This is a genomic window from Shewanella sp. MBTL60-112-B2 (assembly GCF_019655055.1).
GTDB lineage: Bacteria > Pseudomonadota > Gammaproteobacteria > Enterobacterales > Shewanellaceae > Shewanella.
Genome location: NZ_BPFA01000027.1, coordinates 22,438 through 35,059, shown reverse-complemented (window position 1 = coordinate 35,059; position 12,622 = coordinate 22,438). Strand labels below are relative to the sequence as shown.

Annotated in this window: 14 protein-coding genes and 1 other RNA gene; 7 read left to right on the top strand and 8 right to left on the bottom strand. The window is 45.1% G+C overall.

All coding sequences use genetic code 11. The features are described from left to right. Positions 1-12: 12 nt before the first annotated feature. Together rnpB and rsmI are read right to left on the bottom strand one after the other, a co-directional pair. Positions 13-358, bottom strand: an RNA gene (gene rnpB / locus K5Q73_RS15945) — RNase P RNA component class A. Between the two features lie 148 nt (positions 359-506). Further along, positions 507-1,349 carry a 16S rRNA (cytidine(1402)-2'-O)-methyltransferase gene (rsmI, locus tag K5Q73_RS15940; protein WP_220764988.1) on the bottom strand — a complete coding sequence of 281 codons (843 nt, stop codon included), beginning with the start codon at positions 1,347-1,349 and terminating at the stop codon, positions 507-509. Between the two features lie 102 nt (positions 1,350-1,451). Here rsmI and K5Q73_RS15935 point away from each other — a divergent pair, with 102 nt between their 5' ends. The 4 genes from K5Q73_RS15935 (at position 1,452) to K5Q73_RS15920 (ending at position 5,024) form a co-directional block, all read left to right on the top strand. After that, complete coding sequence (locus K5Q73_RS15935; RefSeq protein WP_220764990.1) at positions 1,452-3,338, top strand: penicillin-binding protein activator; 1,887 nt, start codon at positions 1,452-1,454, stop codon at positions 3,336-3,338. 114 nt (positions 3,339-3,452) lie between these two features. After that, positions 3,453-3,791, top strand: coding sequence for a YraN family protein (locus K5Q73_RS15930; RefSeq protein ID WP_220765086.1), 339 nt, complete (start codon positions 3,453-3,455; stop codon positions 3,789-3,791). A gap of 73 nt (positions 3,792-3,864) precedes the next feature. Continuing rightward, the gene (locus tag K5Q73_RS15925) at positions 3,865-4,458 is read left to right on the top strand and encodes a phosphoheptose isomerase (RefSeq protein ID WP_028767370.1); all 594 of its coding nucleotides are present in this window, start codon (positions 3,865-3,867) and stop codon (positions 4,456-4,458) included. Next, entirely contained in the window at positions 4,455-5,024 is a 570-nt protein-coding gene (locus K5Q73_RS15920; RefSeq protein ID WP_220764992.1) for a BON domain-containing protein, read from the top strand. Before K5Q73_RS15925 ends, K5Q73_RS15920 begins: the two co-directional genes overlap by 4 nt. 30 nt (positions 5,025-5,054) lie before the next feature. Here K5Q73_RS15920 and K5Q73_RS15915 read toward each other — a convergent pair whose 3' ends face one another. After that, positions 5,055-5,939, bottom strand: coding sequence for a DMT family transporter (locus tag K5Q73_RS15915; RefSeq protein ID WP_220764994.1), 885 nt, complete (start codon positions 5,937-5,939; stop codon positions 5,055-5,057). Between the two features lie 143 nt (positions 5,940-6,082). Between K5Q73_RS15915 and K5Q73_RS15910 the strand changes: the two genes are divergently transcribed. After that, entirely contained in the window at positions 6,083-6,952 is an 870-nt protein-coding gene (locus K5Q73_RS15910; RefSeq protein ID WP_220764996.1) for a LysR substrate-binding domain-containing protein, read from the top strand. Positions 6,953-7,036: 84 nt separating this feature from the next. Here K5Q73_RS15910 and trpS read toward each other — a convergent pair whose 3' ends face one another. Genes trpS through rpe form a run of 3 tightly spaced genes read right to left on the bottom strand, consistent with a single transcriptional unit; the run spans position 7,037 to position 9,429 of the window. After that, positions 7,037-8,047: a tryptophan--tRNA ligase gene (gene trpS, locus K5Q73_RS15905; protein WP_220764998.1), complete on the bottom strand. Its 1,011-nt coding sequence runs from the start codon at positions 8,045-8,047 to the stop codon at positions 7,037-7,039. A 5-nt stretch (positions 8,048-8,052) separates the two neighbouring features. Further along, entirely contained in the window at positions 8,053-8,751 is a 699-nt protein-coding gene (locus K5Q73_RS15900) for a phosphoglycolate phosphatase (RefSeq protein ID WP_220765000.1), read from the bottom strand. Positions 8,752-8,754: 3 nt separating this feature from the next. Then, entirely contained in the window at positions 8,755-9,429 is a 675-nt protein-coding gene (rpe, locus tag K5Q73_RS15895) for a ribulose-phosphate 3-epimerase (RefSeq protein ID WP_220765002.1), read from the bottom strand. A 201-nt stretch (positions 9,430-9,630) separates the two neighbouring features. Here rpe and K5Q73_RS15890 point away from each other — a divergent pair, with 201 nt between their 5' ends. Together K5Q73_RS15890 and K5Q73_RS15885 are read left to right on the top strand one after the other, a co-directional pair. Next, entirely contained in the window at positions 9,631-9,969 is a 339-nt protein-coding gene (locus K5Q73_RS15890) for a hypothetical protein (protein ID WP_220765004.1), read from the top strand. Between the two features lie 8 nt (positions 9,970-9,977). Then, positions 9,978-10,163, top strand: a complete 186-nt coding sequence (locus K5Q73_RS15885) for a DUF2970 domain-containing protein (protein WP_220765006.1) — start codon at positions 9,978-9,980, stop codon at positions 10,161-10,163. Between the two features lie 31 nt (positions 10,164-10,194). On the opposite strand, the gene K5Q73_RS15880 is transcribed toward K5Q73_RS15885, so the two are convergent. Further along, on the bottom strand, positions 10,195-11,034 hold the full coding sequence (locus K5Q73_RS15880) for a Dam family site-specific DNA-(adenine-N6)-methyltransferase (RefSeq protein WP_220765014.1): 840 nt from the start codon (positions 11,032-11,034) through the stop codon (positions 10,195-10,197). A gap of 54 nt (positions 11,035-11,088) precedes the next feature. Continuing rightward, positions 11,089-12,579: an AAA family ATPase gene (locus K5Q73_RS15875; RefSeq protein ID WP_220765016.1), complete on the bottom strand. Its 1,491-nt coding sequence runs from the start codon at positions 12,577-12,579 to the stop codon at positions 11,089-11,091. Positions 12,580-12,622: the final 43 nt, after the last annotated feature.

Genomic DNA, 12,622 nt, shown 5'->3' with positions numbered 1-12,622 from the left:
TTTACTTGTAATAGGTTGAGTTGGCCGATAAGCCGGGTCCTGTCGTGGACAGTTATTCATCTAGGCCTGCAATCGCTCACAGGCTCAAGCGACCTACCCGGTCCCAACGCGAGCAGCGCCATACGGGACCCTATTTGGTCTTGCTTCGGGTAGAGTTTACCTTGCTACGAACTATTACTAGCCGCACGGTGCGCTCTTACCGCACCCTTTCACCCTTACCAATCCGAAGATTGGCGGTCTCCTCTCTGCTGCACTTGTCGTCGGTTCACACCGCCCAGGCGTTACCTGGTACCCTGCTCTTTGAAGCCCGGACTTTCCTCCCCGTTCTTGCGAACGCGGCAACTGTCTAGCCAACTCGGCGCGGATTATAGCTAAGCTCAAGCAACAAACCAAGGACTTTCACTAATCAACTTAACCTAACGCTCAACTATTAGAGAATCATCTATTAATAAAGAGCGATAAATAGAGCACTAACTGGAGAGTGCTAAATCGTACAACTGAAAAACTTATAGCCCAATAGATAAACCATGCTTATACAACGCATTCTTTTTAATGTCGTAAATCTGGCCAGCAACAGCTGCGGCTTTCTTAAGTGGTAACTCTTCACACAACAATTTAAGGGTATTGATCACCGTTGGTGAAAACTCTGCTTCTTCATCGCTACGGTGACCATGACACATCAACACGATTTCACCGCGCTGCTGGTTAGGATCATCCTTAACGATTTGCAATACTTCACCAACTGGACCGGAAAGAAAGGTCTCAAAAGTCTTAGTCACTTCACGCGCCATAACGATTTCGCGATCTTCACCTAAAGCGGCCAAGATAGACTCTAGGCTATGCACGATACGATGCGGCGACTCATAAAATATTAAGGTACGAGGATCATCTTTCAAGGCCGTTAATTTATCTAACCTTGCCTTCTCCTTTGATGGCAAGAAGCCTTCAAATGAGAAACGATCCGATGGTAAACCCGATGCAGATAAAGCGGTGATCGCAGCGCATGGCCCCGGTAGCGGAATAACGTTAAAGCCCGCCTCGCGTACTTGTTTGACTAAGTGATAGCCCGGATCTGAGATAAGCGGTGTGCCTGCATCTGAAATTAGCGCGACCGCCTCACCATTACCTAGTTTTTGAATGATCCACTGGGCTCTATCACGCTCGTTATGATCATGCAGTGCCGTTTTACGGGTCTCGATACCGAAATGACTCAACAACTTGCCGCTGTGGCGAGTGTCTTCGCAGGCGATAAGTGATACCTGATTCAGCACCTCTAGCGCACGGCTACTGATGTCTCCTAAATTCCCTATTGGTGTGGGAACAATGTAAAGCGCGACCGACAGGTCCATATCTACCTCTGTATTGAGTGTTGGCAAGAGTTTCTAACAATACTTTCGCCAAGGGGAAGAGCAGGTTAAACTATTAGCAGCATCTTACCAGAGTGAAGACCCGTGTTAAAAAGACTGAATACAACAAAATTTATCTCTATCGCAATTTTATCTGCGGTTTTGTTCGGTTGCGGCACGACTTCTGCGCCGGTAAAGACTGAAAAGACTGAAGTTTCTCTATCTTCGGTGACCAAACCGTCATCGCAATACTTGGCATTAGCTGCCAACGAAAAAAATAAAGAAACCCAGGATAAGTATGTTTTACTCGCCGCTCATGCCTTTATCAATGAAGGTAATGCCAGCGCCGCCGATAAAACATTGAAGTCTATTGCTCAAGATATCAGCCAAAAGCCTGAGTTATTGGCCGAACATATTTACCTTTCGGCTCGCGTGCTCGAGATGACTTCGACTTACGATCATGCGCTACAAGTGCTCAAGTATCCAAGCAACTGGAAACTGCCTAACTGGCAATGGGTCAGCTATTACCAATTCAAGGCCCACCTATATCAGCTAATTAACCAGCCGATTGATCAAGTAAGGCAGCTCAGCTTACTGAGCCAGTATCTTCCTGCCGCCGAAGCCCATGAAGTCAATGACACCATTTGGCGCTCACTGCAGCCGATTAATGAACAAACACTACTTAGCTTTAGCGACGATAGATCAAATCCTATTTTTGCTGGCTGGGTACAGCTCGCCTACATAGCTAAACACTATGCCGTGGATCCTAATGATCTGGTGCGTCACTTAGGCAGCTGGCAGCAGCTCAATCCTAACCACCCTGCTGCAGCTAAATTACCAACTGATTTAGAAAAGGCGCTCAACACCCAGCCTTACCAACCGAAAAATATCGCCGTATTGCTGCCTTTAACGGGTTCACGCGCCGTTGTTGCTAACACGGTAAAACAAGGCATTCTGGCTAATTATATGGCATTAGGTGATGACCATGTGACGCTTAACTTTTTCGATACGGCTACTGGCGCTCAGGCTGCATATCAACAAGCTGTCGCTGCAGGTGCAGAATTTATCATTGGTCCATTACTGCAGTCTGAGGTTGAAGAGTTACAAAATATGACGCCGGCGACTGATACTGTCAATCCAGCAGATCCAGCAGTGGCAAGCCCAGTTTCAGTAAGCCCTGTAGCAAACAAAACCATACCTCAACTTTATCTAAACCATATCGATACCTTTACGGCCGATCCAGATAAGTTCTTCTTTGCTCTGTCTCCAACGGATGAAGCTATCGATGCCGCGCAGCGCCTCTACAATGATGGTATTAAGCAACCACTGCTGCTGGTAAGCAACGATGCTGTTGGCCACCGCATGGCCGAAAGCTTTGCTAACGCCTGGAAAAAACTAACCAATAACCCTGCCGAAATTCATTACTATGACGGTGGCGATAAGATGAAAGTCACAGTGCAAAAGGCACTAGGTGTTATCGACAGTAAAGAACGTATTGCCCGTATTAAGGCAATTCTAACGCCTAAAATTGAAGCCGATTTCCGCTCTCGCCGTGATATCGATGCGATTTATATGATTTCTGCGAGCAAAGATTTAGTGCTGCTTAAGCCTTTTATCGATGTTAACTTTAGCGTATTTGCCGATCCTGTTCCGCTCTATACCACCAGCCGTAGCCGAGTCGAAGGCAGCAGTCGCGAGACCGCTGAAGAGCTCAATAACCTAACCATTAGCGACATTCCTTGGTTACTGACGCCGAACACTGAAACGCAAATGGTCAACGAGCTATGGCCAAACTGGAGCAATAGCCGTAAAAGACTATTTATAATGGGCTATGATGCACTGGATTTAGTGGGTAAACTGGCTCAGATGCGCGCCTTGCCTGGCTATCAGTTTTCAGGTCGTAGTGGCATGCTATCGGTGCAACCTGACGGCACATTAAATCGCCAACTAAGTTGGGGCCGCTACCAAAGGGGTAATTTACGTCCGCTATAAAGCAGATTTACCCTGATATTAGCAAGATTTACAGCTGCATTAGTACAGATAAGCAAGTCTAGGTTATTGCTTTAGAAAAGAGTCAAATTGACGCCACAGGGATGAGCGAGTTTGATGGTAGAAAATCAAAACCAAGGCCAAATAGCCGAGCATAGTGCGCGGCAGTATTTGGAGCAGCGCGGCCTGACATTTGTCGCACAAAACGTACGATATCGCTTTGGCGAAATCGACATTGTGATGAAAGATGGCAGCGATTGGGTGTTCGTTGAGGTAAAATACCGCTCTCCATCTCAATACGGTGGAGCCATCAATGCGTTGAGCCAAGCACAAACTCTACGCATTAGAAAAGCAGCGAGCCATTACATACAGATTAATCGAATCGATGCCATATGTCGTTTCGATGTTGTCGCGGTCGATCCCAATGCCATACAGTGGATCCGCGACGCTTTTTAAATAGCTTAATTTTCATATGCTCAGTTCGGTAAAATACCGTGATACCAAGCATATATAAACATAGGGTTTATCCATGTTAGAACGCATAAAAGACAGCTTTACCGAATCAATTCAAACTAAGATTGATGCATCTGAAGCCCTTCCAGAGTCAATCGCCAAAGCCGCAGAGATGATGGTTAACTGTCTACTCAGTGGCAATAAGATCTTAGCCTGTGGTAATGGTGGTAGTGCTGGCGATGCACAGCATTTTTCTGCTGAACTGTTAAACCGCTATGAAATTGAGCGTCCACCGCTTCCTGCGATTGCATTGAGCTGTGATACTTCAACCATCACTGCGATAGCTAATGATTACAGCTATGATGAAATCTTCTCTAAGCAGATCATGGCACTGGGTCAACCTGGCGATATCCTGCTAGCGATTTCAACTAGTGGCAACTCAGGCAACGTTATTAAGGCAATGGAAGCAGCCCTAAGCCGTGACATGACGATTGTTTCGTTAACGGGTAAGGACGGCGGCGCGATGGCTGGTCTTCTGAGCGTCAATGACGTTGAGATCCGTGTACCTTCTAACGTGACTGCGCGTATTCAGGAAGTGCACCTGTTAGCGATTCACTGCCTATGTGACAATATCGACCGCACGCTATTCCCACAGGACGAGCAGGCATGAGAGCACTGCTCCCATTAATCGCCGTTGTATTAATGCTGCAAGGCTGCGCTGGTGCCATTATGGTCGGCGCAGTTGGCGGCGCAATGATGGTTAATGACGAGCGCAGCTTTAAGACTCAAATTGACGATACTAATGCTGACTTTAATGTCTCCAGTGCATTAGCCTCTCATGATGATTTAAACAATCAAGCCAACATTAGCGGCATCGTAATGAACTCAAACGTATTGATGATTGGCCAATCGCCAAACTCTATGCTGCGAGATAAAGCCATTCGTGTCGTTAAAGAGTTGCAGATTGGTGGCAAGATCCACAACCAGATCCGCATCGGTAATCCGACTTCATTTACCACTCGAAGTAACGACACCTGGATCACCACTAAGGTGAAGGGGCGCATGCTTAATGAGAAAGGCTTAGATGTAACTAACATCAAAGTGGTAACTGAAAACGGTGAAGTTTTTCTAATTGGCTATGTTGAGCGAGATCAGGCAGATTTAGCCGTAGAGGTCGCTCGAAATACCGCTGGCGTTCGTAAGGTCATTAAGGTGTTCGAATACACGGACTCTTAATAATATGAAGACCACCAGCGCTTAAAGAAATCATCCAGCCTTTTGCTCGATGATTTTTTTTGGCCGTAAATAAGCAATTCTAGTCGTAACCCACGGGATAATTAAAGACGGCAACACGATAAAGCTAGCACCTATCCAACTCAAACCATCTAGCCACTCGTCAAACAAGAGCCAGCCAAACAGCACGCAAAATAGTAACCCAGTGTATTCGGCAATAGCGATTTGACTCGCCTCAGCCTTGCGGTAAGCCAGCACACATAACCAGTGATACGCCAGTAAGAAGCAGTTACTCAGTGCTGCTGTGCCGATAAGCCCCCAGCTTACCCCCTCAAAGCCCTGTACCAGTACCATCACCAATGTCAGCGGGATACTGAGCGTGTTATACAACATCAGGGTCACACTTGGATTCTCGCTATCGGGCAGCTTACGTAGCGCGAGCTGATTCAGGGCAAAAGTAAATGCCGAGATCAACACCGCAATCCCAAACCAGTTGATTTCGCTTGGGCGCAGTAAGATTAAAATACCAATAAAACCTAAAATGGTGGCGAGCCACTGAGTTGGCGTTACCTTCTCTTTTAGAAATAAGCAGCCCATTAGGACTATCATCAGAGGCGCAGAAAAGAACAGTGAGCTTACCGTTGCAATCGGTAATGACATTAATCCCATGATCAAACAAACCGCGCCGAGTGCCCCGGTGTTAGAGCGAAAGAAATGCACTTTTAGGTGCTGAGTCGTAGGCCTTTTGCCGTAAACCCATAAAGGCAACAACATCAAAACCGATAGGATTTGCCGTATTAATAAAAAAGTAGCCGCGTTACTTCCCTCAGGCATCCACTTAATGGAAACATCGTAAAGTGCGCTAAAAAGGTTTCCAAAAACGAGTATTGCCATAGCAATCATGACATTGGATTTCATCTGTTATTCCACAGTACAACTGAATTTGCCCGCATGATATAGCCCGCAAAACCTAAACTAAAATGATGTTTTTTATCCATTCATGAATTAAATTAATACCATGATAAAGATCACTTATTAAATTCATACATAGGATCATCGACATGCGCAAACTGCCTCCTCTTAGGGCGTTGCAAGTATTTGAAGCCGCCGCCAGACAGTCACATTTCTCTCGTGCAGCCGCAGAGCTTTGCATTACTCAAAGCGCGGTGTCCCATCAAGTTAAACAACTTGAAGAGCATTATGGCGAGCGACTCTTTAAGCGCGAAGGGCGACAACTACAACTGACTAACAAAGGCGAGTTGCTATATAAAGAGTTAGAGCGGATCTTTAATGAACTGAGTGATTTAAGTATGCAGATAAGTGGCGACAGTAATGATCAACTGCGCCTTGCCGTTTACAGCTCATTTGCGATCAAATGGCTAATCCCTAGACTCAGTGATTTTAGGCGCCAACATCCGCAAATAAAAATCCGCCTCGATATGATTGCTGATGATCCCGAATTAAGCGACAGCGTGGCAGATATGTTCATTACGGGTCAAAGTGGCCAATTGGGCTACCATCATCTCTTATTGCATAAAGAGCGCTTAATTCCGGTTATTAGCCCAAGTTTGCTGGCGTCTGATAGCCAAGCACTGGACGAATTAGCTAAGCACCCATTGCTGACTGTCGATGAGGGGCCGCTCGGCTTAGATTGGGACAGATGGTTTGTGGCAAACAATTTAGCCCTACCCGCAGAGCAACAACAGCATATTTTTAGCCATGTATTAATGGCTATTGAGGCTGCTATTGCAGGCCAAGGGATTGCTCTTGCATCGGACTTTATGGTGCAAGCCGATATCGAAAGGGGCTTATTGGTTGAGTTGAATTTACCCGATATTTTGACTGGGTTTGAGTTCTACTTCAGCTGTAAACAACGCCGCCTTAAAGAACCTGCTATCGCCGCCTTTGTGACCTGGCTAAGCCAACAATAAACATCTGATTTTTTTGTATTTAATATTTTATAGCCAATAAAAAAGCCAGTGATAATCACTGGCTTTTTTGTCAAATATTTAATCTTAAACGATAAGACCGATCTTCTCGTATACACTCTTAATGGTCACTTCAGCGCGTGCCTGTGCTTTTTCAGCGCCATCTTTCATCACTTGATTCAAGAATGCGTGGTCCGCACGGTACTCTTTAAAGCGTTGCTGCAATGGCTCTAGCATCCCAACAACCGCTTCGCCTGTTGCCACTTTTAAGTGACCATACATTTTGCCTTCGAACTCAGCTTCAAGGCTGGCAATCGATTGGCCAGTACAACCAGACATTAGACTCAGTAGGTTTGATACACCAGGCTTTTCAGCAACGTCGAAGCGCACTACTGGCGGCTCTTGGCCATCAGTCATCGCTTTCTTGATCTTCTTCATGATCGCTTTAGGATCTTCAAGCAGACCAATAACGTTATTACGGTTATCGTCAGACTTAGACATCTTCTTTAACGGATCTTGCAGTGACATCACCTTAGCACCATGCTCTGGGATGAATGGCTCAGGGATCACAAAAGTTTCACCATAAGCATTGTTAAAGCGAGTCGCGATATCACGAGTCAACTCTAAGTGTTGCTTCTGATCTTGACCAACTGGGATCTCGTTAGCTTGGTAAAGCAAAATATCTGCAGCCATCAATACTGGGTAACCAAATAGACCGACGTTGATATTGTTAGCGTGCTTCTGAGACTTGTCTTTAAACTGCGTCATGCGGTTTAGTTCACCCATCTGGGTGTAACAGTTTAACGCCCAGCCTAGCTGAGTGTGCTGTGGCACCTGAGACTGGATAAATACCGTGCTCTTTTTAGGATCGACGCCACAAGCTAAATACAGTGCTAACGTATCTAAACACGCCTCACGTAATTTAACTGGATCTTGTCTGACAGTAATCGCATGCAGGTCAACGACGCAATAAAGGCAATCATGACTATCTTGCATTGCAACCCACTGACGTAACGCGCCCATATAGTTGCCGATGGTTAGCTCGCCCGATGGCTGCGCTCCGCTTAGAACTACTGGTTTCGTTAGGGGGGTCGTCATTTTGTTTATTGCTCCGTTGCTTTATCGCGCAGATTAAGTAGCGCGGTTATTTCACTAAATTGTTCACATACGGCATCTGGGCCGCTTAGCCCGATATCTTCACCGTAGTTGTAGCCATAGGTCAAGCCCACAGAGGCAACCTTAGCCGCTTTTGCGGCTAATATGTCGTTCTTTGAGTCACCCACCATCAACAACTGCTCAGATCCTAACTGCCACTCATGCAAAATATGCTGCAGTGGCAATGGGTCGGGTTTCATTTTTGCTAATGAGTCACCACCAAGCACCATGTCAAAGTAACCAGCAATATTAAATGCTTCAAGCAGTGGAATGGTAAATTCATAAGGCTTGTTTGTAACAATCGCCATACGATAACCCGCTTGTTGCAGCTGGGATAATACCGATTCTACACCTACATATAACACACTGTGCAGTTGCAGATTCAGCTTATAAAAATGCATAAATCGCGGCATAGTGTTTTGCAGCTTTTCTTCACTCACTTGAGTATCAAGCGCAAAAGATAGCGCTCTACGCATTAGCATCTTAGCGCCATTACCCACCCAGCTTCGCACCTGTTCATCGCTGCAAAGTGGAAGGTTTAGCTCTTCTAGGGTCGCGCGCGTGGCGACAGCTAGATCCGGAACGCTATCGATTAGCGTTCCGTCTAAGTCAAATGCTACTGTGTTAATTTGACTAAAAGGCTTCATTAATTACGCCTCAACGCTGGCAAGTTCTGCACGCATCTCGTCGATTACCGCCTTGTAATCAGGCTTATTGAAGATAGCTGAACCCGCTACAAACATATCCGCACCCGCAGCAGCGATTTCGGCAATATTATCGACTTTTACGCCGCCATCAACTTGCAAACGAATGTCGTAACCGCTGTCATCAATCAATTTACGCACTTGACGCAATTTATCCAAAGTAGTCGGAATAAATGATTGGCCACCAAAGCCTGGGTTAACAGACATCAGCAAAATCACGTCGAGCTTATCCATTACATGGTCTAGGTAATGCAGTGGCGTTGCAGGGTTAAATACTAGGCCTGCTTTACAGCCAGACTCTTTGATTAACTGTAGCGTGCGGTCCACGTGCTCAGAAGCTTCTGGGTGGAATGTAATAATCGATGCACCAGCCTCTGCAAAATCAGGAATGATACGGTCGACTGGCTTCACCATTAGGTGCACGTCGATATCGGCTGTGACACCGTAGTTGCGTAGCGCCTGACACACCATAGGGCCAATTGTTAAATTTGGCACATAGTGATTATCCATGACATCAAAATGAACTACATCAGCCCCTGCGTTTAATACCGCATCGACGTCTTCACCTAAACGAGCAAAATCGGCAGATAAAATAGAAGGAGCAATCAAAAATGGACGCATATCGAACTCACCTGAATGTTTAAGAAATATGCTATTCTACCTGCTGCAGCCATAGCCCTCCAGACTTGAGCGCCCATTTAATATAAATTGCACAGATAAAATAATTCACTTAAACAGTGAAATAGAATTTATGGGTAAAAAATGTTTAAAATATAGCCGACTTTGCTATAATGTTTCGACCGAGTTAATAAAGGAGGCGTGATGAAAGGACTTATCCAGAATACAGCAATGCTAAAATCTGCTGTGATTCTTGCGCTTGCGAGCTCTGCAATTGGCACACTTGCGTTATCGTCTACTTCTGTAGAAACAGCATCTAACAATGCTTGCGCCTGTGATAGTGCCACCAGCCAGTATAACCCTAGCTTACCTGCGAGCCATCCAAATAATCGCTGCGCGAGTCAGTCTGATGATCTAAGTTGGAAAAGTTGGTTAACAGGTAAGAGCCAAACCAATCAATTACACTTCATCGATCTATTTGAGTTGTTATACGGTCACGAAAGTGCGCCTATAAGCAAAAGTTCTCCGCTTAACGGCAAGTAATCACTGATATGCTGCGCCAGCTCTGGCAACTTTTCTCAAGTACAATCGCGGCATTTTTTGGTGTGCAAACAGAACAAAATCGCCTTAGAGACTTCCAAGCATCTTCACCGTTACCCTTTATTGTCATGGGTATAGTGCTGGCGATTGTGTTTGTGGCTGGGCTATTGCTTATCGTTAAGCAAGTACTCGCATAAACGCTAAGCAAAAAAAAGCTAACAGGGTGGGTTAGTCATTCTCACTATGGTACGAGTCATCGTACAAGGCCATCAATTCATCAACCTTCTTACGACTACTTCCCTTCTGACTAATGTTACGTTGAACCTGAATCGTTCCAAAACGTGCACCATGGTATAACTCACGCGTTAACGGAATATCATGGTTACTGATCAGTACGGGAATACCTCTTTCTATTGCTGTATGACGCGCCTGCCTAGCAAGCAACGCCTGATCGTCTAGCGAGAAACCACTGCCCACATAAGTTGTAAAGCTAGCAGTCGAAGACAGAGGTGCATAAGGCGGATCGCAATAAACCACATCGCCAGATTGAGTCATATCGATTGCCTGTTCATAACCGATACAATGAAACTCAGCATTTTGTGCCTTTAGCGAAAACGCACGGATCTCTTTTTCAGGGAAGTATGGTTTTTTATATGAGCCAAATGGCACATTAAAGCCACCTTTACGGTTATAACGACATAGGCCATTAAAGCCGTGACGATTCATATAAAGGAAATAGACTGAGCGCGTAAAGGGGTCTTGAGTCGCATTAAAGGCTGTACGGATTTTGTAGTAAGCCTCTTTATCATTCATCTCTGGAACGAAAAGCGTCTTCGCTGCTTCGATATATCTATCGGGCTCTTTTTGCACGATCTTGTACAAATTAATCAGGTCATGATTAATATCGCACAAAAGGTATTGGCTGTAATTAGTATTGAGAAATACCGAACCAGCACCGACAAAAGGCTCGACTAGGCGATCACCTTCAGGCAAATGATCAGCCAAGGCTTCAATCAGTTTAAATTTTCCGCCTGCCCATTTTAGAAAGGCTCTTTGTTTTTTAATCATTTAAATTGATTGAACACTGTGAAAAAAAGAGAGCTGATGATTGTACTCTGTTTATTATTGAATTTCACGAGTTGGAAGTACATCTTGCAGCTCATATTCACTAAGATTTTGCCACGCACGGATCCAAGGTTCTGAAATCCCGTTTTCCGCTATCAATAATGCTGACTGTTGCTGTGCAATTTTTCGACTACCAAACTCACCGAGTAACACGACCCAACGCTGTTTATAGCGCGCCACTTTCACTTGAGGGATACCTTTTAGCCTTTTGAGGGTGTTATGCAGCGAATCTAAGCGCTTTACACTAGCCAATTGCAATGTATAACCCTTTACTGGCATAACATTTTGAGCTTGTAGATCCATTGAGTCCACTCGCTCTGCAGGCACAATATCTTCAGAGCCGTTAGCACTCGGCTTATCAATCGATTCAACTTGCTGTTCGGAAAACTGCGATCTTGTCGGTTTAACTGGTTGTTCAATAGCATCAAAGGTAGGAGCTTGCTCGACTCGATAGGTAGTAACCACTGCCGTGCTAAAAGCAACACTTGAAGATTCTATCGACTCATCTATGGGCGTAACCTTAACCACAGACTCTGGATCATTCGCTGTACGCTCATTGTGACTCACTAATCGATTTTCACTGGAGTGAGATATTGGCAAATAGCCCTCAAGCACACGTTCAGCATACTCAAGCAGAAACGCATTATCCATCGCAACCTGCTCGTTTGTTTCTAGAGCAAATTCGATCTTATTAGCTCCGGCAATATTAGTGGCATCATTGTTATCACTCAGCCCCCAAGCTGCTAGCAAAGCGGTTATGCTTAATATTGAGGTGGCAATAAGCACTGTTAGTTTAGACTTTTTCGGCGGCAGCTCTTGCTCGCCATTAAGGGCAAGCTCAAGCAGGTTAACCACTTCTTTAGGTGTGCCTTGGTGTTGCTCTAAACGGTTTTTAACGATATCTCTTGGAGTAAATGGTTGCTGCTCACTACGACTTAAAAGCGTGTAGTACAGACCTTCTCGTTCAGCTTGCTCTAAGGGTTCGATATTAATGGCAAGCACTTGCTCTAAGAGTGAGTCAGGAAGCTGAGTGAGCACATTATTTAAAAACTCACTCGGTGATGTCATTAAGATCTTAATCACCTTGCCAGGTAAAGTCATTTGACTAAGCACTATGCACTCAGCCCAAACTTCTAGAGGTAATAGGTGTGCATCATCTAACACGATACAGCTTACAGCAGGCAAAGAGCCTAAAACACTTAGCAAGCATTCAGGTAATGGAATCTCATCATCAAACACTGGATCACTTAATAACTGAATAAGTATTTTGCGTCTGATTTCAGCACTATCACAGTGTTTGGGGCAAATAACTAAGGCCGAACTATGGTTATCCAACTCATTGACTAGTGCTGTGGCCAGCGTAGTTTTACCCGCACCATCCTCACCCGTCAATACCATCAATTGATCGCCGTATAAGCTCAAATGCAATAGACGATGCAGTAATTCATCTTGGCTAGGTAATAAAGTGGAACCAGCTAAAATCGACATTTAGTTCCGACCCCAATTCAACTGCGGCCATGAGGAGATAGCA